The following is a 20427-nucleotide window of genomic DNA, read 5'->3' on the forward strand; positions in this document are numbered from 1 at the left end:
CCCCATCAGGATTCGTCTGGCCTTCCCAAGTGAAGCGTGTGATGGCTTTGGTTTGGGGCGGCGAAGTGGGTGCGGTGACGTGAAGGCTTGCAAGGCTTACATCGTAGTCTCGCCTGCACGAACACCGCGCGAGGGTCTTCGCCATTGTCAGCATGCGATGTGCCGTCTCGCTTCTGGAGACGAGCGTTCGGGGGTAGGCGTTCCCCCGATCGGCACGCATATGCCGGGGGACGGCCGGTTTTCGACGGCCGTCCCAGGTCAGACAATTCTCGGGCATCCGAGTGAGGTGACGGTTCCTCAGAAACGGTGTGTGCAGAAACTGCGCAAGAAGTTCACCGGCCGGATACGCCGGTACTCAGTCGCGGCCGGGGAAGAAGATCTTCAGCTCGCGCTCGGCGGACTCCTCGGAGTCGGAGGCGTGGATGAGGTTCTCGCGGACGATCACGCCGTAGTCGCCGCGGATGGAACCGGGGGCGGCGGCGATGGGGTCGGTGGGCCCGGCGAGCGCGCGCACACCCTCGATGACCCGCTCGCCCTCGACGACCAGGGCGACGACGGGGCCGGATGCCATGAACTCGACGAGGGGCTCGTAGAAGACCTTGCCCTTGTGCTCGCCGTAGTGCTGCTCCAGCGTCTCCTGGTCCAGGGTGCGCAGCTCCAGCGCGGTGATACGCCAGCCGGCCTTGCGCTCGATCCGGCCGATGATCTCGCCGGTCAGGCCGCGACGGACGGCGTCGGGCTTGAGGAGGACGAGGGTGCGCTGAGTCACGGGGGTGGCTCCATTCGAGGTCACGTATGTGCGGTGCTCAGAGGCTACAGGGCCGCCCTGAGCGGGTGTCACGCAGCGTCAGGACTGGCACCGGCCGACTGGGCCTGCGCGGCGAATCTCGCCTTCGCCTCGTCGATCTTCCGGCCGTAGTGCACGGAGGCCCACCACAGCGCGGCGAACATCACGCCCATGAAGTACATGGTCGGGACGACGACGCCGGACGCGATGAGCGCGATCTGCAGCGCCCAGCCGAGCTGGATGCCGCCGGGCCGGGTGATCACACCGCACAGCAGCACGCACAGCAGCATGGCGATGCCGCTGACCGTCCACACGGTCGACGTGGCCAGGTCGGGGTCCTTCATGGCGACGAGACCGGCGAAACCGATCACGAAGACCTCACCGATCAGGGTCGAAGCACAGAGCGTACGCACGGAAGTCAGCCCCTCCCCAGGAGCAGTCGGGCCTCGCCGACGGTGATGACGGAGCCGGTGACGAGCACTCCGGCGCCCGAGTACTCCCCGTCCTCCTCGGCGAGGGTGATGGCGGCCTCCAGGGCGTCGTCGAGCCGCGGCTCGACCTGGACCCGGTCGTCGCCGAAGACCTCGACGGCGATGGCGGCCAGCTCGTCGACGTCCATCGCGCGCTGGCTGGAGTTCTGCGTGATCACGACCTCGGCGAAGATCGGCTCGAAGGCCTCAAGGAGCCCCCGTACGTTCTTGTCGCCGCTGGCCCCGACCACACCGATCAGCCGGCTGAAGTCGAAGGCCTCGCCGACCCCCTCGGCGGTGGCCCGCGCGCCCGCCGGGTTGTGCGCGGCGTCGAGCACGACGGTGGGAGACCGCCGTACGATCTCCAGCCGCCCGGGGGACGTCACCGCGGCGAACGCCTTGCGCACGGTGTCGGTGTCGAGGGGTTCGGGCCGCTGGGTGCCGACGCCGAAGAACGCCTCGACGGCGGCGAGGGCGACGGCCGCGTTGTGGGCCTGGTAGCCGCCGTGCAGCGGCAGGAAGATCTCCTCGTACTCCCCGCCGAGCCCGCGCAGCGTCAGCATCTGCCCGCCGACGGCGACCGTGCGGCTGACGACCCCGAACTCCAGGCCTTCCCTGGCCACCGTGGCGTCCACCTCGACGGCCTTCTTCAGCAGCACCTGGGCCGCGTCGACCGGCTGCTGGGCGAGGATCACGGTCGCGTCCTGCTTGATGATCCCGCCCTTCTCGACGGCGATCTCACCGGGCGTCCCGCCGAGCCGGTCGGTGTGGTCGAGGTCGATGGGTGTCACGACGGCCACGTCGGCGTCGATGACGTTGGTGGCGTCCCAGCTGCCGCCCATCCCGACCTCGACGACGGCCACGTCGACAGGGGCGTCGGCGAAGGCCGCGTACGCCATGCCGGTCAGCACCTCGAAGAAGGAGAGCCGGAACTCCTGCTGGGCGTCGACCATCTCGACGTACGCCTTGATGTCGTCGTACGTCTCCACGAACCGCTCGGCCGGGATGGGCGCCCCGTCGAGGCTGATCCGCTCGGTGATCGACTGGACGTGCGGGGAGGTGTACCGGCCGGTGCGCAGGTCGAAGGCGCCGAGGAGGGCCTCGATCATGCGGGCGGTGGAGGTCTTGCCGTTGGTGCCGGTGATGTGGATCGAGGGGTACGCGCGCTGGGGCTCGCCCAGGACGTCCATCAGGGCGGCGATACGGCTGACGCTGGGCTCCAGCTTGGTTTCGCCCCAGCGGGTGGCGAGGTCCGCCTCGACGGTGCGGAGGGCCTTGTCGACCTCGGGGTCGGTGGGGCGGCCGGGCACGTCTGCGCTCGGGGCTCCGCCCTGGGTGCGGAGGGTGCGGCTGCCGGCCTCGATGACCGCGAGGTCGGGGTCTCGGTCGGTCTCGGCGTCGATGATGTCGTCGAAGGGGTCGGTGTCGCTCACGGAGTCAGTCTACGGAGCCGCCGCGCTGCCCGAACGCGTGGGTTTTCGCCCCCGCCGCCCCTACCCGTCCCATCCTCGGGGGCTCCGCCCCCGAACCCCCGCTCCTCAAACGCCGGAGGGGCTGAGTAGTTCAGCCCGTCCGGCGTTTGAGGACGAGGCCCCTTCAGGGCCAACAGCGGGGGTCTGGGGGCGGCAGCCCCCAGGGATGGGACGGGTAGGGGCGGCGGGGGCGAGGAAACGGCTGGTTACGCCTGGGGCAGGCTCTCCAGTTGGGTCTGGATTCGGGTGATGTCCTCGGCCGCCTTGGTGAGGCGGGCCTTGATCTTGTCCACCACCTGGTCCGGGGCCTTTGCCAGGAAGGCCTCGTTGCCCAGTTTGGCCTCTGCCTGCTGGCGTTCCTTCTCCGCTGCCGCGAGGTCCTTCGCGAGGCGCTTGCGCTCCGCCGCGACGTCGATCGTGCCGGAGAGGTCGAGGGCGACCGTGGCGCCGGCGACCGGGAGGGTTGCCGTGGCCGCGAAGCCCTCGCCCTCCGGCTGGAGGCGGAGGAGCTGGCGGATGGCCGGCTCGTGGGCGGACAGGGCCGTGCCGTCGAGGGTGAGGCGGGCGGGGACCTTCTGGCCGTCCTGGAGGCCCTGCTCCTTGCGGAAGCGTCGGACCTCGGTGACGACGGCCTGGACCGTACCGATCTCGGCCTCGGCAGCCTCGTCGCGGAAGCCACTGTCCTTGGGCCACTCGGCGATGACGAGGGACTCACGGCCGGTCAGCGTCGTCCACAGCGTCTCGGTGACGAAGGGGACGACCGGGTGGAGCAGCCGCAGCATGACGTCGATGACCTCGCCGAGGACCCGGCCGGAGACCTTGGCCTGCTCGCCGCCCGCGAAGAAGGTCGTCTTCGACAGCTCCACGTACCAGTCGAAGACCTCGTCCCACGCGAAGTGGTAGAGCGCGTCGCTGAGCTTCGCGAACTGGAAGTCGTCGTAGTACGCGTCGACCTGCGCGACCGTCTTGTTCAGGCGGGAGAGGATCCAGCGGTCCGTGGCCGAGAGTTTCTCGACGGGCGGGAGGTCGCCCTCGATCGTGGCGCCGTTCATCAGCGCGAAGCGCGTGGCGTTCCAGATCTTGTTGGCGAACTTGCTGGACGCCTGGACCCAGTCCTCGCCGATCGGGACGTCGGTGCCGGGGTTGGCGCCCTTGGCCAGGGTGAAGCGGACGGCGTCGGAGCCGTACTTGTCCATCCAGTCCAGCGGGTCGACGACGTTGCCGAAGGACTTCGACATCTTCTTGCCGCGCTCGTCACGGACCAGGCCGGTCAGGGCGATGGTCTTGAACGGGGCCACCCCGTCCATGGCGTACAGGCCGAACATCATCATCCGGGCGACCCAGAAGAAGATGATGTCGTGACCGGTCAGCAGGACGTCCGTCGAGTAGAACTTCTCCAGGTCCGGCGTCTGCTCCGGCCAGCCGAGGGTGGAGAACGGCCACAGGCCGGAGGAGAACCAGGTGTCGAGGACGTCGGTGTCCTGGGTCCAGCCCTCGCCGGTGGGCGGCTGCTCGTCGGGGCCGACGCAGACGACCTCGCCGTCCGGGCCGTACCAGACGGGGATGCGGTGGCCCCACCACAACTGGCGTGAGATGCACCAGTCGTTGAGGTTGTCGACCCAGTCGAAGTAGCGCTTGGACATCTCCTCGGGGTGGATCGAGACCCGGCCGTCGCGGACCGCGTCACCGGCGGCCTTGGCGAGCGTCTCGACCTTGACCCACCACTGGAGGGACAGGCGCGGCTCGACGGTGGTGGAGCAGCGCGAGCAGTGCCCGACGGAGTGCGTGTACGGGCGCTTCTCGGCGACGATCCTGCCCTGTCCGCGCAGGGCGCCGACGACGGCGGAGCGGGCCTCGAAGCGGTCCAGGCCGAGGAAGGGGCCGTGGACGGTGATGACACCGTGCTCGTCCATGATCGTCATGTTGGGCAGGTTGTGGCGCTGCCCGATGGCGAAGTCGTTCGGGTCGTGGGCCGGGGTCACCTTGACGGCGCCGGTGCCGAACTCCGGGTCGACATGCGTGTCGGCGACGACCGGGATGGTCCGGTCCGTCAGCGGCAGCTTGATCTGCCTGCCGACGAGGTGCTTGTAGCGCTCGTCGTCGGGGTGAACGGCGACGGCGGTGTCGCCGAGCATCGTCTCGGCGCGGGTGGTGGCGACGACCAGGCTGTCCTCGCCCTCGCCGTACCTGATCGAGACGAGTTCGCCCGCGTCGTCCTGGTACTCGACCTCGATGTCCGAGATGGCCGTAAGACACCGCGGACACCAGTTGATGATCCGCTCGGCGCGGTAGATCAGCTCGTCGTCGTAGAGGCGCTTGAAGATCGTCTGGACGGCCTTGGAGAGGCCCTCGTCCATCGTGAAGCGCTCGCGGCTCCAGTCGACGCCGTCGCCGAGGCGGCGCATCTGGCCGAGGATCCTGCCGCCGTACTCCTCCTTCCACTGCCAGACCCGCTCGACGAACTCCTCGCGGCCCAGGTCGTGGCGGGACTTGCCCTCCTCGGCGAGCTGCTGCTCGACCTTGTTCTGGGTGGCGATGCCCGCGTGGTCCATGCCGGGGAGCCAGAGCGACTCGTAGCCCTGCATACGCTTGCGGCGGGTGAGGGCGTCCATGAGCGTGTGCTGGAAGGCGTGGCCCAGGTGGAGGGAGCCCGTCACGTTCGGCGGCGGGATGACGATGGTGTAGGCGGGCTTGTCGCTCTTCGCGTCGGCGGCGAAGTAGCCCCGGTCCACCCAGCGCTCGTACAGCTTCCCCTCTACCTCGGCCGGCGCGTACTGGGTCGGCAGTTCGGTGCTGGGCGCTGTTGGCTGCTGCTGAGCGTTCTCGGTCACCCGGTCAGTTTAGAGGCGTCACCACCGTGTCCCGAAACTCGATTCTTTCGTAACGGTGGGACACCCGGGGCAACTCGGGCCCCTGGCCTGCGCGAGGATGTCAGGAACACATAAGCATCTGGAGGGGAACCCAGAGATGAGCTACAACCAGCCGGGCCCGTACGGCGGACCACCCCAGCAGCCCGGACCGTACGGGCAGCCGGCCGGCCAGCCGGGTCCGTACGGCCAGCCGCCCCAAGCGCCTCAGGCCCCTCCGCAGCCCGGCTACGGCTACCCCCAGCAGGCTCCGCCCCCGCCCGCGCAGCCCGGCTACGGCTATCCGCAGCAGGCCGCCCCGAACCCGTACGGTCAGCAGCCCGGCTACGGCCAGCAGCCGCCGTACGGCCAGGCCCCGTACGGGGTTCCGCAGCCGCCGCCGGGTGGGGGCAAGAAGAAGACGACGGCGATCGTCCTCGGGTCGGTGGCCGTCGTGGCCGCCATCGCCGTGGGGGCGTACTTCGTGCTCGGCGGTGGCAGTGGCTCGGGCAGTGCCTCCGGCATCGCCGACGACGGGGCGCACAAGCTGACGGCGCCGGCGACCGTGCTCGACGGCGCGTACAAGAAGAGCGGGGACTCCGCGGCCGACGGGCTGACCGAGGACGAGATCAAGGACGCCGAGGCCTGGGGGGTCGAGAACCCCAAGGACGTCAGCGCCGTGTACGCCTCGGGCGAGAGCCTCACCGCCAAGACCCTGATGTTCGCCGGTGTGTACGGCACCATCGACGACCCCGAGAAGGTCGTCGACGCGATGTTCGCCCAGATGAAGTCGGAGTCGGCGAAGAGCACGGCCTCCGGCGACGGCAAACTCGTCGGCAGCCCGCAGGAGTTCACGCCCGCCGGCTTCGACAACGGCATCATGAAGTGCCAGCAGATCGAGAGCACGGAGTCCGGGACGACGACGCAGATGCCGTTCTGCATCTGGGGCGACCACAGCACGCTCAGCTACGTCCTGACGTACGACATCGCCTCCCTGGCCTCGGGCAAGGCCGCCACGATGGAGGAGGCGGCCGAACTCGCCGCCAAGCTCCGCGCGGACGTGCGCGTCAAGGCCTGACACGCCTCGGCTGACGCCTCAACTGCGGAGGGGCCCCGGTCTGTTGACCGGGGCCCCTCCGCAATTCCTTTGTCCTGCGCCGCCGTTACGCCGTCTTCTGCTCGCCCGGGCCGCGCCCGCGCGCGTCCCTCGGGATCAGGGTCGGGTTCACGTTCGACAGGACGACGTCCGCCGTGATGACGACGCGGGCCACGTCCTTGCGGGACGGGACCTCGTACATCACCGCCTGGAGGACCTCCTCCATGATGGCGCGCAGACCGCGCGCGCCGGTCTGGCGCAGGATCGCCTGGTCGGCGATGGCCTCCAGGGCCTCGCGCTCGAAGTCCAGCTCCACGCCGTCGAGTTCGAAGAGGCGCTGGTACTGCTTGACGAGGGCGTTGCGCGGCTCGACCAGGATCTGGAGGAGCGCCTTGCGGTCCAGGTTGTGGACCGAGGTGATCACAGGGAGGCGGCCGATGAACTCCGGGATCATCCCGAACTTCACCAGGTCCTCGGGCATGACCGCCTCGAACTGGTCCTTGTTCTCCATCTCGCGCTTGGAGCGGATCGTCGCGCCGAAGCCGATGCCCTTGGCACCCGCCCTCGACTCGATGAGCTTCTCCAGGCCCGCGAAGGCGCCGCCCACGATGAACAGGACGTTCGTCGTGTCGATCTGGATGAACTCCTGGTGCGGGTGCTTGCGTCCGCCCTGCGGCGGGACCGAGGCCGTCGTGCCTTCGAGGATCTTCAGCAGGGCCTGCTGGACGCCCTCGCCGGACACGTCACGCGTGATCGACGGGTTTTCACTCTTCCGCGCGACCTTGTCGATCTCGTCGATGTAGATGATTCCGGTTTCGGCCTTCTTGACGTCGTAGTCCGCCGCCTGGATCAGCTTCAACAGGATGTTCTCGACGTCCTCGCCGACATACCCGGCCTCCGTCAGCGCCGTCGCGTCGGCGATGGCGAACGGGACGTTGAGCATGCGCGCCAGGGTCTGCGCGAGGAGGGTCTTGCCGGAGCCCGTGGGGCCCAGCAGGAGGATGTTGGACTTCGCCAACTCGATGGCGTCGTCGCGGCTTTGACCGCCGCCGTTCTCACCGGCCTGGACCCGCTTGTAGTGGTTGTACACCGCGACGGACAGGGCCTTCTTGGCCGACTCCTGCCCGACTACGTACCCCTCGAGGAACTCGTAGATCTCGCGGGGCTTGGGGAGTTCCTCCCAGCGCACCTCGCTCGTCTCGGCGAGTTCTTCCTCGATGATCTCGTTGCAGAGATCGATGCACTCGTCGCAGATGTACACACCGGGGCCTGCGATGAGCTTCTTGACCTGCTTCTGGCTCTTGCCACAGAACGAGCACTTGAGCAGATCGCCGCCGTCACCGATGCGTGCCACGGTGTGCTTCCCCTTCGCCTGGGAGACGCCTAGGTCCAGCGGCTCCTGGTGCTGCCTTATGTCCGACGGTACCTTGCCGGGCCCCCCGTTCGGGCCCCCCTTGGCGCGGTTCACTTTGACGTGCTCCGAGTCAAACCGTGCCAAGGGGCGGCAGACGATACAGCTTCCGCGTCTACCGGTACGCCTACCAGTACGTCAGCGGACGCTGGCGTTGTTCATCTTCCGGGTGGAGATGATCTGGTCGATCAGGCCGTACGCGAGCGCGTCCTCGGCCGTGAGGATCTTGTCGCGCTCGATGTCCTCGCGGATCTTCTCGATCGGCGTGGTGGAGTGCCTGGCCAGCATGTCCTCCAGCTGGGCACGCATCCGGAGGATCTCGTTGGCCGCGATCTCCAGGTCGGAGACCTGACCACGGCCGGTCTCGCTGTACGGCTGGTGGATCAGCACGCGCGCGTTGGGCAGCGCCATGCGCTTGCCCGGCGTACCGGCCGCGAGGAGGATCGCGGCGGCGGAGGCCGCCTGGCCCATGCAGACCGTCTGGACGTCCGGCTTCACGAACTGCATCGTGTCGTAGATGGCCGTGAGGGCCGTGAACGAGCCACCGGGGCTGTTGATGTAGACCGAGATGTCCCGGTCGGGGTCCATCGACTCCAGGCACAGCAGCTGTGCCATGACGTCGTTGGCGGAGGCGTCGTCGATCTGCACGCCGAGGAAGATCACACGCTCCTCGAAGAGCTTCGCGTACGGGTCGTACTCACGCACGCCCTGCGAGGTGCGCTCGACGAAGCGCGGGATGACGTAGCGCGATTCGGCGCTGGGGCCGGTGTACTGCGCCTGGGCGGCCTGTGCCGCCCTCGTACGGTCGTAGAGGCCGCTGCCGGGGAAGTCGTTCACGATGTCTCCTGAAAGGGGCTGAGGCGGGGGCTGGAGGGCGGTGAGGGCGCTTGCTAGCCCGCGCCGCCGGTGCCGCCGCCGCCCGGGATGCCTGCGGCCGTGGCGATCACGTCGTCGATGAGGCCGTACGCCTTGGCCTCCTCGGGGTCGAACCAGCGGTCGCGGTCCGAGTCTCGGGTGACCTGCTCGACGGTCTGGCCGGTGTGCTGTGCCGTCAGCTCGGCCATGCGCTTCTTGGTGTGCAGCAGCCGCTCGGCGTGGATCTTGATGTCCGACGCCGAACCGGCGAGGCCGGCGGAGGGCTGGTGGATCAGGATCTCGGCGTTCGGCAGCGCGAAGCGCTTGCCGGGCGTACCCGCGCTGAGCAGGAACTGGCCCATGGAGGCGGCGAGGCCCATGGCGATCGTCATCACGTCGTTCTTGATGAACTGCATGGTGTCGTAGATCGCCATACCGGCCGTGATCGAGCCGCCGGGGCTGTTGATGTAGAGGTTGATGTCCTTGTCCGGGTCAGCGGCGGCAAGAAGCAGCAGCTGCGCGGTGATCTTGTTCGCGATGTCGTCGTCGACCGGCTGGCCGAGGAAGATGATCCGCTCGTTGAGCAGCCGGTTGTAGACCTGGTCGCCGAGGCCACCGCCGATGGAAGGCTCGCCGGCGGCGGAAGGCATCAGATTCGTCACGTCGTATCCACCTGCTCGTCTTACGACGGCGCCGGGCCGTCTCACGTGTTCTGCCGGGGCGTGGGGCCGTCCGGCGTTATTCGGGGACTCCCCTGCCCTCGTACTCATGGACCCTAACGCGCGGGTCCCTCCGGGGAATCCCGGGAATGGAACTGTTCGCTGTGAGCGCATGTGCTCCGCGGGGTTGAGCAGGGTCTCCGGTGTGGGTCGGCTGTGCGGCGGCCGGGGTTTCGGCGACCGTCGCGGGGCTCCCGCCCCGGGCCCCGGATGCTTCTCGCCGTGGCTCCGCCGGGGGTGGGCGGGTGCGGGGCTGTGGGGGCTTGTCGCGCAGTTCCCCGCGCCCCTTTGGGGCGCGTCTCTGTGGGCGCGGATCGCGACGGGCCCGGAGTGGGGGCTTGGCGCGCCCACACGGCGGAGCCGCGGATGGATACAGGCCCGCGCCTCTTTGGGGCGCGTCCCTGTGGGCGCGGATGACGTCGCACCCGGAGTGGGGGCTTGGTGCGCCCACGCGGCGGTGCCGCAGATCGATGCCCCGCGCCCCTTTCGGGCGCGTCCCTGTGGGCGTGTGGATGACGTCGGGCCCGGCGTCGGGGGTCGGCGCGCCCACGCGGCAGAGCCGTGCGTTGACACGGTTCCGTGCGTCTTAGGGGCTCGTCCCGTGGGCTTGGTGTGCCTGTCTGATGCAGCCCTGTGGCCCCCGTGGGGCGCGAACAGGCCCCCGGGGACCGAAGCTCCCGGGGGCCTGTTCTGTGTGCGTCAGAGGTGCCGTGGCTTTCAGGCCTCGGGCTTCTCCTCGGGGGACTCGGTCTCGGCGGCCGGGGTCTCCTCGGAGGCGGCCTCCATGGTCTCGTCCTCTTCCTCGTCGTCGAGGTCGATGATCTCGCCGTTGGTGTCCTTCACCGTGGCGGCCTCGACCACTACCGCCAGGGCCTTGCCGCGGGCCACCTCGCCGACCAGCATCGGGACCTGGCCGCCCTCGACGACCGCCTGGGCGAACTGGTCGGGGGACATGCCGGAGGAGGCCGCGCGCCGCATGAGGTGCTCGGTGAGCTCCTCCTGGTTGACGTTCAGCTTCTCCTTGTTGACCAGCTCGTCCAGGACGAACTGGGTCTTGATGCCCTTGACCGCGGCTTCCTTGGTCTCGGTGTCGAACTCCTCGGCCGTCTTGCCCTGGATCTCCAGGTACTTCTCGAGGTCGAGGCCCATCTGGCCGAGCTGGTGGTGCTCCAGGTTGTGCTTGCGGGTGTTGATCTCGTCCTCGAGGAGCTTCTCGGGGACGGGCACCTCGACCAGCTCCAGCAGCTTCTCCAGGACACGCTCCTGGGCCTGCGTGGCCTGGTCGTACTGCTTCATGTTCTCGAGGCGCTTGCGGCTGTCCGCGCGCAGCTCCTCCAGGGTGTCGAACTCGGAGGCGAGCTGGGCGAACTCGTCGTCCAGGGCCGGGAGTTCACGGGCGGCGACCTGGGTGACCTTGACGGTGACCTCGGCCTCCTTGCCGGCCGCCGAGCCACCCTTCAGCTCAGAGGTGAAGGTGGCCTCGCCACCGGCCTCCACGCCCGTCACCGCGGCGTCGACGCCGTCCAGCAGCTCGCCGGAGCCGATGGTGTAGGAGACGCCGCTCGCGACGCCGTCCTCCAGCACCTCGCCGTCGACCTTGGCCTCCAGGTCCAGCGTCACGACGTCGCCGTCCTCGGCGGCACGCTCGACCGGGGAGGTGGAGGCGAAGCGCTCACGGAGCTGCTCGACCGACTTGTCGATGTCCTCCTCGGTGACCTCGATCGCGTCGACCTCGACCTCGATGCCGGAGTAGTCCGGGATCTCGATGGTCGGGCGGACGTCGACCTCGGCGGTGAAGTTCAGCGTCTCGCCGTCCTTCAGCTCCGTGATGTCGACCTCGGGCTGGCCCAGGACGTTCAGCTCGGCCTCGTTGACCGCGTCGGTGTAGAACTTCGGGAGCGCGTCGTTGACCGCCTCCTCCAGAACCGCACCGCGGCCGAACCGCTGGTCGATGACGCGCGCCGGGATCTTGCCCTTCCGGAAGCCCTTCACCGTGACCTGCTGGTTGATCTTCTTGTACGCCGCGTCGAGGCTGTCCTTGAGCTCCTCGAAGGGCACCTCGATGCTGAGCCGAACCCGGGTCGGGTTCAGGGTCTCCACGGCGCTCTTCACGGTTCGGTCTCCTTGGGGGCTGACTTCTTGGGATTCTGCTGAGGGTTCTGCTGCTGTCCTCTGCCGGACGTGCCTGAGCCTCAGCGGATTCGCGGCCCTTGAGGGACGTAACAACGCAGACACACGGGCGCGCAGCTTGCATAGTAGCCGCAGGCGGTACTCGCCCCAAAAGGTGATCTCGCCGGTGGTCCGGCAGGTGGTCGGGGTGGCGGGATTTGAACCCACGGCCTTCCGCTCCCAAAGCGGACGCGCTACCAAGCTGCGCCACACCCCGTCTGGTGCGACACGTAGGGTACATGCCCGCAGGCCGTGGGGTTGCCGCATTTCAAGAGTGGAAACACGGTGTGCGTCGAGGTGCCGTGAACCGCTACGATGCCTTCTGTGCCGCGGTCATCTGACCTGCGGCGCACGCGTGCGGGCGTAGCTCAATGGTAGAGCCCTAGTCTTCCAAACTAGCTACGCGGGTTCGATTCCCGTCGCCCGCTCTGTCTTCGCCGTCGGCCCGGTTCCCCTGGAACCGGGCCGATCGCGTTTCCCCACGGCGGTCAGAACTGGATCTCGTTGATCGTGTCGGCTATCGAGTTCAGGAATCGTTGGATGTCGTCCGCCATGCCGGTCGAGGCGAGGAAGAAGCCGAAGAGGATGGCGACCACCGCCGGGCCCGCCTTGATCGTGCCTCCGCGAATCAGCACCACCAGGATGATTCCCAACATCAGCACCACTGACAACGAAATGGCCACAACTGATCACACCCTACGGTCGGTCCGCTCTACCGGCCCAGGGATGCGTTCCCTCGCACCCCCGCCAGATCCATCGTGCCACCAACCAGGCCACCGTATGCGGCCGGTGACGCATCATCGGCCCCACCGGATCGATTTGTCCGCACAGACAAACCCACGGCACATGAATCTGTTCTTTATGGGTAATTAGGCTGACTTCTCCACCTCTATAGGCCGAGAAGCGCGCGCATTCCGGCGTACTTCTCGGTGAGACGGGTGCGGGTCGAGGCGTCCAGTGCCGCGAGGCGGACCGGGTCCGCGTTGTGCGCCAGGTCCGCCTCCTTGACCAGGAGCGCGCCCGGGGTGTCGAGGATGCGCCGGGCGTACGCCTCGGGGGCCTCCCCCGCGCGCTTGGTGACGGCCAGCACGATGTCCTTCGTACGGCGGGACAGCGCGGCCTCCTCCAGCCAGCTCTCGGACAGCGCGTCGTCCTCCACGGCGTCGTGCAGCCAGGCCGCCGCGATCTGCTCGTCGTCGCCGCCACGCGCGCGTACGCCCTCGGCGACCGCCTGGAGGTGCTCGGCGTAGGGGCGGCCCGCCTTGTCCGTCTGGGTGGCGTGTGCGGCCCGGGCCTTCGCCTCTACTTCGGCCAGGGTCAAGGGGGTTGGGGGCATTGGGGGCGCTGAGGGCGCTGGGCGCGCTTGGGGGTTCGGAGGGTTTTCCGTCATCCGGTCAGTGTGGGTTGCGGATGACTCGGTGGGGTCCAGCGATCGTTTGGTAAAGTAAGTATTGACGCTTTCTTGACGTTCTCTTGACTCTGGAGGCAGGCTCATCGGACACGCGGACACACTCATCGCCATGGGCGGCGCTTTTCTCGCCGCCGCTGTTCTCGCCCGGCTCGGCGGCCGGATCGGGCTGCCGACCATCCCTCTCTTCATCCTGGCCGGGATACTGCTCGGCCCGCACACCCCCGGCATCGTGCTCGTCTCCGACCCGCACGACATGGAGATGCTCTCGGCCCTCGGGCTCGTGCTGCTGCTCTTCTACCTCGGCCTCGAATTCCATCTGGACGACCTCAAGGCGGGTGGCCGGCGGATGGCGCTGGCCGGGGGCACGTATCTCGCGCTGAACGTCGGCGCCGGCCTGGGCTTCGGATTCGCCCTCGGGTGGGGCACCTCCGAGGCGTTGGTCCTCGCCGGGGTGCTGGGCATATCGTCGTCCGCCATCGTCACGAAGGTGCTGGTCGACACCGGTCGGCTGGGCAGTCCCGAGGCGAAGCCGATCCTCGGCATCATCGTCGTCGAGGACGTCTTCCTCGCGCTGTATCTCGCCGCGCTGCAGCCCGTGTTGTCCGGGGCGGATTCGCTGGGGGCCGCGGTTCTCGACGGAGGCAAGGCCTTCGGGTTCCTGTTGCTGCTGGCGCTCGCGGCACGGTTCGGTACGCGGGTCGTGGGGCGACTGTTCGCCGTCGAGGACGACGAGTTGCTGGTGATCTCGTTCCTGGGCGCGGCGGTGTTCGTGGCCGGGGTGTCCGAGTGGTTCGGGGTCGCGGACGCGATCGGGGCGTTCATGGTGGGGCTGATGCTGGGGAGTACGGCGTCCGGGGAGCGGATACGGAAGCTGGTGCATCCGTTGCGGGACGCGTTCGGGGCGATGTTCTTCTTCGCGTTCGGGTTGTCGATCGATCCCGGGGATCTGCCGGTGGTGGTGTGGCCGGTGTTGGCGGCGGTTGCTGTGACGTTGGGGATGAATGTGCTGGCGGGGGTGGGGGCGGCTCGGGTGTACGGGTTCGGGGCGCGGGGGGCTTCCGTGATCTCGACCACGTTGTTGGCTCGGGGGGAGTTCGCGTTGATTCTGGCGACGATGGCTGCGGGGGCGGGGTTGGATGCGCGGCTGTCGCCGTTCATCGCGGGGTATGTGCTGGTGCTGGCGGTGTTGGGGCCGGTGGTTGCGGGGTGGGTGCCTGGTTTTTTCGCCCCCGCCGCCCCTACCCGTTCCCATCCCCTGGGGGCTTCGCCCCCAGACCCCCGCTTGTCGCGCTGAACGCGCTCGTCCTCAAACGCCGGACGGGCTAAATGGTCGCCTGGGCCGTGGGGCCCTCTCTGCAGATCAGGAGGAGGGCTCGGTCGTCGTTGACGTCCTTTGCCACCGCCTCGATCAGGTGCCAGGCCGCTCCGTGGAAGCCGCCTGCCACGTAGCGGTCGGCCTCTCCTGTGAGGCGGTCGATGCCCTCGACGATGTCTCGGTCCGAGGTTTCCACCAGGCCGTCCGTGAAGAGCATCAGGACGTCGCCGGGGCGGAGGGATCCCTTGACCGGGTCGAACTGGGCGCCGTCGTACACGCCCAACAGGGGGCCCTCCGCTGCCTTTTCCTCCCAGCGGCCCGTGCCCGCGCTGAGCTGGAGACCCGGTGGGTGGCCCGCCGAGAAGAGTTCGTAGTCGCCGGAGTCCAGGTCCAGGACGAGGTGGATCGAGGTCGCGAAGCCCTCGTCCCAGTCCTGGCGGAGGAGGTACCCGTTCGCCGCCGGGAGGAAGGCATGGGGCGGGAGGGAGCCCAGTAGGCCTCCGAAGGCGCCTGACAACAACAGGGCTCTTGAGCCTGCGTCCATTCCCTTGCCCGACACGTCTGTCAGGACCACCTCCATCGTGCGGCCCCCGTTCGTCCGGGCCGCCACCACGAAGTCGCCCGAGAACGACTGGCCGCCCGCCGGACGCAGCGCCATCTCCCGGTGCCAGCCCTGCGGCAGCTGCGGGAGCTTGCTCTGGACGCGGATGCGTTCGCGCAGGTCGAACAGCATCGTGCCGCCGCGTCGCCAGGGAACGCCCACTCGGCTGCGGAACTGCGCGATGAGGAGTCCGAAGAATCCGCAGGCTGCTACTACCAGGACCACTCCCGGCGTGACCCTGCTGGGGCCCTCCGTGTACGGGCCCAGCTTCACCGACTCCACGATCAGTGCCGTGGCCGCCGCCGCGTACAGGCTCAGCAGGCTGGCCGGGCGCAGCAGGAGGCCGCCCGCCACGATCGGGAGGACCAGTGCGGCCGGTGAGCACCACACCGAGTTGGCCAGGGTGGTGGCCGCGATGATCGGGATCGTGAGGAGCAGGCCCGCGAGCGCGATCCAGTCCGAGCCGTCGCCCCGGAAGTAGTCCACGGCGGATCTGCGCAGGCCGGTGCGGACCCGGTGAGCCTGCTTCTTCAACCGGGCCGTGAACGTCTCGGCTTCCGCGCGCCGCTCTCGTCCTGCTGCCATTAGTTCGGGACCCTATCCATCGGACCAGCTGCTTGGCACGGGAGGTCCCACTTGTCCCCCGTCCGAGGTTCAACTTCACAGTGAAACCCACCGAGAGCCGGTCCGAGGCCCCGAGGGAGAAATTCCCTCGCTCGTCCCGCAATGCCCTGGTAGTCATGGTCTATGACGACCTCCAGGACCTCCGGTACGCCCTCCGGCCCGACCGATCTGCGGGTTCTTCGGCCCGAAGACTGGGATCAGTGGTACGACAACCTGCTCCGCGCCTTCGGCGGAATGACCGAGTCCGCCGAGGAACGGGAGTTGTGGAAATCACTTACCGAACTCGACCGTTCCGTGGGCGCCTGGGACGGTGACGTGTGCGTCGGCAGTGCGGGTGCCTTCACTTTCCAGGTAACCGTACCGGGTGGTGCCTCCGTCCCGGCCGCGGGCGTGACCATGGTCGGTGTCGCCGGCACGCACCGCAGGCGCGGGGTGCTCACGTCGATGATGCGGCGGCAGCTGGACGACGTACGAAGCTGGGGTGAGCCCCTGGCCGTGCTGACGGCCTCCGAGCCCGCCATCTACGGGCGGTTCGGGTACGGCCTCGCCACGCACTCGCTGACCATCGAGATCGACACGACGCGGGTACGGCTGGCGGTGCCGGACGGGACCGATGACGTACGGCTGCGGTATGCCGTACCGACCGAGGCCCTGGACGTCTGTGAGGCGGTGTACGCGCGGCGGGTGTCGGAGCGGCCCGGGATGCTGGCGCGGACGCCCGGCTGGGAGCGGGCCATGGTGCTCGACCCCGAGAGCGAGCGGGACGGGGCCTCGCCCCTGCAGTGCGTTGTCGCCGAACGGGGTGCGGAGGTCGTGGGGTTCGCTCGGTTCCGGGTCAAGCCCGACTGGGACGTCACCGGGTCCAACAGCGCGGTCGTCGTCGAGGACGTGCACGCGCTCGACGCTCCCTCGCACGCCGCCCTGTGGCGGTTCCTCTTCGATCTCGACCTGACCTCGAAGATCATCGCGCGTGGGCAGCCGGTCGACGAGCCCTGGCATCACATGGTGTCGGACATCCGGCGGTGCGGGCTGCGCAGGCGGGACGCGCTGTACGTACGGCTGGTGGACCTGGGGGCGGCGCTGGAGGCACGGACGTACCAGGCGCCGGTGGATGTCGTGTTCGACGTCGAGGACGCCTTCTGTCCGTGGAACTCGGGGCGTTGGCGGCTGAGCGGCGATGCCAAGGGGGCGGTGTGCGTGCGTACCGAGGACGCGGCTGACCTCGCCCTGTCCGTACGGGAGTTGGGGTCGGCCTATCTGGGCGGTGTGTCGTTGGCCGGGCTGGCGGCCGCCGGGCGGGTGCGGGAGGTTCGGCAGGGGGCGTTGGCCGAGGCCTCGGTGGCGTTCGGGTCGGTTGTGGCGCCCTGGTTGTCGCACGGGTTCTGATCCCCGGCCTCGGCCTTCAGTCGGCCTGGCAGGCCTGGCACCAGAAGAGGTTGCGGGCGGCGAGGTCGGCGGTGCGGATCTCGCCGCCGCAGAGGTGGCAGGGCAGGTTGGCCCTGCGGTAGACGTAGACCTCGCCGCCGTGGTCGTCGACGCGCGGCGGGCGGCCCATCGCCTCCGGGGTGTGTTCCGGGCGGACGGTGTCGATGCGGTTGTTGCGCACGCCCTCGCGCATCAGGGCGACCAGGTCCGTCCAGAGCGCGGTCCACTCGGTGGGGGTGATGTCCCTGCCGAGGCGGTACGGGTCGATGCCGTGGCGGAAGAGGACCTCTGCGCGGTAGACGTTGCCGACTCCCGCGATGACCTTCTGGTCCATGAGGAGGGCGGCGATCGTTGTGCGGCTGCGGCTGATGCGGGTGTAGGCCGTGGTGGGGTCCGCGTCCTGACGCAGGGGGTCCGGGCCCAGGCGGGCGTGTATCGCCTGCTTCTCGGTGTCCGTGATCAGGGCGCAGGTGGTGGGGCCTCGGAGGTCGACGTACGAGGTGTTGTTCGCCAGGCGGAGGCGGACTGTGTCCGTGGGGGGTGGGGCGGGGGTGGCGCCGAAGTTGACCTTGCCGAAGAGGCCGAGGTGGATGTGGATCCAGGTGGATTCTCGGAAGCCGAGGAAGAGGTGTTTGCCGTGGGCTTCGGTGTGGGTGAGTTCGGCGTGGTCGAGGAGGGCGGCTGCGTCGGAGAACTTGCCCTGGGGGCTGGTTACTTGGGGTTCTGTTCCTAGGAACGCGGCGGCGTAGTCCTGGGCCAGGCGGTGGATCGTGTGCCCTTCCGGCACGGGTGCTCCTTCTTTGTCCGCGGGTGGGTGGGGGTGGCCGTGGGGGTTTTCTCGCCCCCGCCGCCCCTACCCGTTCCCATCCCTGGGGGCTGCGCCCCCAGACCCCCCTTGTCGCGCTGAACGCGCTCGTCCTCAAACGCCGGACGGGCTGGAGGGTGCCCCGGGCGCGCTGAAATGTCTGAACAGCGTTCAGGATGCCTACCCAGGGGCGCGGGGAACTGCGCGACCAGCCCCCACTCACCCGCAGCCGACTACTGGTCCTGAGGGTGGTGCGGCGGGATCTCCGGAAGGTCGCCCGTCGTCTCGTACGCCGACAGCATGTCGATGCGGCGGATGTGGCGGGCGTCCTCCGAGAACGGGGTCGCCAAGAACGTCTCCACGAACTTCGTCGCCTCGTCCTGGGTGTGCATGCGTGCGCCCACCGCGACCACGTTGGCGTTGTTGTGCTGGCGGCCCAGCGACGCCGTCTCCTCGCTCCAGGCGAGCGCCGCGCGCACGCCCTTCACCTTGTTCGCCGCGATCTGCTCGCCGTTGCCGGAGCCGCCGATCACGATGCCGAGGGCGTCCGGGTCGGCCACTGTGCGCTCTGCGGCGCGGAGGCAGAAGGGCGGGTAGTCGTCGAGGGCGTCGTAGATGTGGGGGCCGCAGTCCACGGGGTCGTGGCCGGCCGCCCTGAGCCATTCGACGAGGTGGTTCTTGAGTTCGAAGCCCGCATGGTCCGAGCCGAGATACACGCGCATGGGACGAGTGTGACACGCCTGTTTCGGGGCAGCAGCCTCGGGGGTTGATCGCGAAAACTCTACGCAACACTGCGGAACCTCAAGGAAACCTCAAGTAACGATCTGGATTCAAAGGTTCAGGAATCGCTTTGCCTCCGATTCACTGGACCGACTGTTTACGCCGTCCCCACCGGCGCGCTTCCCCGTTCACCCGGCGCAAAGGAATTCCCCCCATGACCGCCTCTCCGTCCTCCGGGCTCCAGGCAGGGCTCAAGAACCGGCATCTGTCGATGATCGCCATCGGCGGTGTCATCGGAGCCGGACTCTTCGTCGGGTCCAGTTCAGGTATCACCACCGCCGGCCCCGGCATCCTTCTCTCCTACGCGCTCGTCGGCACGCTCGTCGTGCTGGTCATGCGGATGCTCGGCGAGATGTCCGCCGCCAACCCGACCTCCGGATCGTTCTCCGCTCACGCCGACCGGGCGCTCGGGCGCTGGGCCGGGTTCTCCATCGGCTGGCTCTACTGGTTCTTCTGGGTTGTCGTGCTCGCGGTGGAGGCCACTGCCGGGGCCACCATTCTCGAAGGGTGGATTCCCGCCGTACCGCAATGGGCCTGGGCTCTCATCGTGATGGTCGTGCTTACCGCCACCAACCTCGTCTCCGTCGGTTCCTACGGCGAGTTCGAGTTCTGGTTCGCCGGTATCAAGGTCGTCGCCATCAGTGCCTTCGTGGTTGTTGGTGGGCTTGCCGTGTTCGGCGTGCTTCCCGGCGTCGACAGTGACAAGGCCGGGCTCTCCAACCTCACCGACTCCGGCGGGTTCCTGCCCAACGGGCCCGGCGCCATCCTCACCGGTGTGCTGCTCGTCGTCTTCTCCTTCATGGGCAGCGAGATCGCCACGCTGGCCGCCGGTGAGTCCGAGGACCCGCAGCGGGCCGTCACCAAGTCCACCAACAGCATCATCTGGCGTGTCGCCGTCTTCTATCTCGGGTCGATCTTCGTTGTCGTGACCCTGTTGCCGTGGAACGATCCCTCGATCAAGGAGAAGGGCTCGTACGTCGCCGCCCTCGACTCCCTCGGTATCGCGCACGCCGGTCAGATCATGAACTTCATCGTGCTGACCTCGGTGCTGTCCTGCCTCAACTCCGGGCTCTACACGGCCTCCCGCATGGCCTTCTCGCTCGGGCAGCGCGGTGACGCGCCCAAGGCCTTCGCACGGACCACGTCCCGTGGCGTACCGCTCGCGGCGATCGTCGCCTCGGTCGTCTTCGGCTTCGTCGCCGTCTTCTTCAACTACAAGTTCCCCGACTCGGTCTTCCTCTTCCTCGTCAACTCCTCCGGTGCCGTCGCCCTGTTCGTCTGGCTGGTCATCTGCTTCTCGCAGCTGCGCATGCGGAAGATCATCGAGCGCGAGTCCCCGGAGAAGCTCGTCGTGAAGATGTGGCTGTACCCGTATCTGACCTGGGCGACCGCCGCTCTCATCGTCTTCGTCCTCGGCTACATGCTCACCGACACCGAGCACGACGGACGCGAGACCGTGCTTCTGTCGCTGCTGGTCGCGGCCGTTGTGCTCGTCATCGCCGTCGTCCGGCAGCGGACCGGGCGCGGGACCGTCGTCGTCGCCTCCGGCGATCCGGCCTCGGACATCGCCGATGACGGCGACGTCGTCAAGGTCGGCTAGCGATCCAAGTGTTCCAAGTGGTCCCAGTGGTCAGGGAGTTG

17 protein-coding genes and 2 tRNA genes are annotated in these 20427 nt (G+C 68.5%); 5 read left to right on the forward strand and 14 right to left on the reverse strand.

Annotated elements, in window-relative coordinates; genetic code table 11:
• Positions 1-355: 355 nt before the first annotated feature.
• From ndk to ACFYXF_RS27815, 4 genes are all read right to left on the reverse strand, one after another.
• The gene (gene ndk / locus ACFYXF_RS27800) at positions 356-769 is read right to left on the reverse strand and encodes a nucleoside-diphosphate kinase (protein WP_006375945.1); all 414 of its coding nucleotides are present in this window, start codon (positions 767-769) and stop codon (positions 356-358) included.
• Between the two features lie 68 nt (positions 770-837).
• Positions 838-1200, reverse strand: a complete 363-nt coding sequence (locus tag ACFYXF_RS27805) for a DUF4233 domain-containing protein (RefSeq protein WP_389353415.1) — start codon at positions 1198-1200, stop codon at positions 838-840.
• Between the two features lie 5 nt (positions 1201-1205).
• Entirely contained in the window at positions 1206-2690 is a 1485-nt protein-coding gene (locus tag ACFYXF_RS27810; RefSeq protein WP_389353417.1) for a bifunctional folylpolyglutamate synthase/dihydrofolate synthase, read from the reverse strand.
• Between the two features lie 245 nt (positions 2691-2935).
• Positions 2936-5560: a valine--tRNA ligase gene (locus tag ACFYXF_RS27815; protein WP_389353418.1), complete on the reverse strand. Its 2625-nt coding sequence runs from the start codon at positions 5558-5560 to the stop codon at positions 2936-2938.
• Positions 5561-5696: 136 nt separating this feature from the next.
• Here ACFYXF_RS27815 and ACFYXF_RS27820 point away from each other — a divergent pair, with 136 nt between their 5' ends.
• Positions 5697-6653 (forward strand): hypothetical protein, encoded by a 957-nt coding sequence (locus tag ACFYXF_RS27820; protein ID WP_389353420.1) that lies wholly within the window; start codon positions 5697-5699, stop codon positions 6651-6653.
• 85 nt (positions 6654-6738) lie between these two features.
• On the opposite strand, the gene clpX is transcribed toward ACFYXF_RS27820, so the two are convergent.
• From clpX to ACFYXF_RS27845, 5 genes are all read right to left on the reverse strand, one after another.
• Positions 6739-8025 carry an ATP-dependent Clp protease ATP-binding subunit ClpX gene (clpX, locus tag ACFYXF_RS27825; protein ID WP_235479131.1) on the reverse strand — a complete coding sequence of 429 codons (1287 nt, stop codon included), beginning with the start codon at positions 8023-8025 and terminating at the stop codon, positions 6739-6741.
• Between the two features lie 195 nt (positions 8026-8220).
• Positions 8221-8919, reverse strand: coding sequence for an ATP-dependent Clp protease proteolytic subunit (locus tag ACFYXF_RS27830; RefSeq protein WP_105974453.1), 699 nt, complete (start codon positions 8917-8919; stop codon positions 8221-8223).
• A 53-nt stretch (positions 8920-8972) separates the two neighbouring features.
• On the reverse strand, positions 8973-9587 hold the full coding sequence (locus tag ACFYXF_RS27835; protein WP_389353904.1) for an ATP-dependent Clp protease proteolytic subunit: 615 nt from the start codon (positions 9585-9587) through the stop codon (positions 8973-8975).
• A gap of 786 nt (positions 9588-10373) precedes the next feature.
• On the reverse strand, positions 10374-11768 hold the full coding sequence (gene tig, locus ACFYXF_RS27840) for a trigger factor (protein ID WP_389353422.1): 1395 nt from the start codon (positions 11766-11768) through the stop codon (positions 10374-10376).
• A gap of 197 nt (positions 11769-11965) precedes the next feature.
• Positions 11966-12042: transfer RNA gene (locus tag ACFYXF_RS27845), tRNA-Pro, on the reverse strand.
• 140 nt (positions 12043-12182) lie between these two features.
• Between ACFYXF_RS27845 and ACFYXF_RS27850 the strand changes: the two genes are divergently transcribed.
• A tRNA-Gly gene (locus ACFYXF_RS27850) sits at positions 12183-12253 on the forward strand.
• A gap of 60 nt (positions 12254-12313) precedes the next feature.
• On the opposite strand, the gene ACFYXF_RS27855 is transcribed toward ACFYXF_RS27850, so the two are convergent.
• Positions 12314-12508, reverse strand: a complete 195-nt coding sequence (locus ACFYXF_RS27855; protein ID WP_006383514.1) for a hypothetical protein — start codon at positions 12506-12508, stop codon at positions 12314-12316.
• 206 nt (positions 12509-12714) lie between these two features.
• Complete coding sequence (locus tag ACFYXF_RS27860) at positions 12715-13161, reverse strand: HD domain-containing protein (RefSeq protein WP_389353424.1); 447 nt, start codon at positions 13159-13161, stop codon at positions 12715-12717.
• A gap of 184 nt (positions 13162-13345) precedes the next feature.
• Between ACFYXF_RS27860 and ACFYXF_RS27865 the strand changes: the two genes are divergently transcribed.
• Positions 13346-14530, forward strand: coding sequence for a cation:proton antiporter (locus ACFYXF_RS27865; protein WP_389353426.1), 1185 nt, complete (start codon positions 13346-13348; stop codon positions 14528-14530).
• Between the two features lie 28 nt (positions 14531-14558).
• Here ACFYXF_RS27865 and ACFYXF_RS27870 read toward each other — a convergent pair whose 3' ends face one another.
• On the reverse strand, positions 14559-15737 hold the full coding sequence (locus ACFYXF_RS27870; RefSeq protein ID WP_389353428.1) for a PP2C family protein-serine/threonine phosphatase: 1179 nt from the start codon (positions 15735-15737) through the stop codon (positions 14559-14561).
• A gap of 162 nt (positions 15738-15899) precedes the next feature.
• Between ACFYXF_RS27870 and ACFYXF_RS27875 the strand changes: the two genes are divergently transcribed.
• Entirely contained in the window at positions 15900-17162 is a 1263-nt protein-coding gene (locus tag ACFYXF_RS27875; protein ID WP_389353429.1) for a GNAT family N-acetyltransferase, read from the forward strand.
• Positions 17163-17178: 16 nt separating this feature from the next.
• Here the strand turns inward: ACFYXF_RS27875 and ACFYXF_RS27880 are convergent, their stop codons facing one another.
• Both ACFYXF_RS27880 and ACFYXF_RS27885 read right to left on the reverse strand, forming a co-directional pair.
• Complete coding sequence (locus tag ACFYXF_RS27880; protein WP_389353430.1) at positions 17179-17988, reverse strand: Fpg/Nei family DNA glycosylase; 810 nt, start codon at positions 17986-17988, stop codon at positions 17179-17181.
• A gap of 251 nt (positions 17989-18239) precedes the next feature.
• Positions 18240-18728, reverse strand: a complete 489-nt coding sequence (locus ACFYXF_RS27885; protein ID WP_389353431.1) for a ribose-5-phosphate isomerase — start codon at positions 18726-18728, stop codon at positions 18240-18242.
• 212 nt (positions 18729-18940) lie between these two features.
• Here ACFYXF_RS27885 and ACFYXF_RS27890 point away from each other — a divergent pair, with 212 nt between their 5' ends.
• A complete protein-coding gene (locus ACFYXF_RS27890; protein ID WP_389353433.1) occupies positions 18941-20386 on the forward strand; it encodes an amino acid permease in 1446 nt (481 codons plus the stop codon).
• Positions 20387-20427: the final 41 nt, after the last annotated feature.

Source organism: Streptomyces sp. NPDC002680, from assembly GCF_042889145.1.
GTDB lineage: Bacteria > Actinomycetota > Actinomycetes > Streptomycetales > Streptomycetaceae > Streptomyces > Streptomyces adonidis.

Coding starts and splice junctions, on each gene's coding strand:
- ACFYXF_RS27865 (WP_389353426.1), top strand. CDS start 13,346: ATGGGCGGCGCTTTTCTCGCCGCCGCTGTTCTCGCCCGGCTCGGCGGC.
- ACFYXF_RS27820 (WP_389353420.1), top strand. CDS start 5,697: ATGAGCTACAACCAGCCGGGCCCGTACGGCGGACCACCCCAGCAGCCC.
- ACFYXF_RS27870 (WP_389353428.1), bottom strand. CDS start 15,737: ATGGCAGCAGGACGAGAGCGGCGCGCGGAAGCCGAGACGTTCACGGCC.
- ACFYXF_RS27875 (WP_389353429.1), top strand. CDS start 15,900: ATGACGACCTCCAGGACCTCCGGTACGCCCTCCGGCCCGACCGATCTG.
- ACFYXF_RS27885 (WP_389353431.1), bottom strand. CDS start 18,728: ATGCGCGTGTATCTCGGCTCGGACCATGCGGGCTTCGAACTCAAGAAC.
- ACFYXF_RS27860 (WP_389353424.1), bottom strand. CDS start 13,161: ATGCCCCCAACCCCCTTGACCCTGGCCGAAGTAGAGGCGAAGGCCCGG.
- ACFYXF_RS27835 (WP_389353904.1), bottom strand. CDS start 9,587: ATGCCTTCCGCCGCCGGCGAGCCTTCCATCGGCGGTGGCCTCGGCGAC.
- ACFYXF_RS27890 (WP_389353433.1), top strand. CDS start 18,941: ATGACCGCCTCTCCGTCCTCCGGGCTCCAGGCAGGGCTCAAGAACCGG.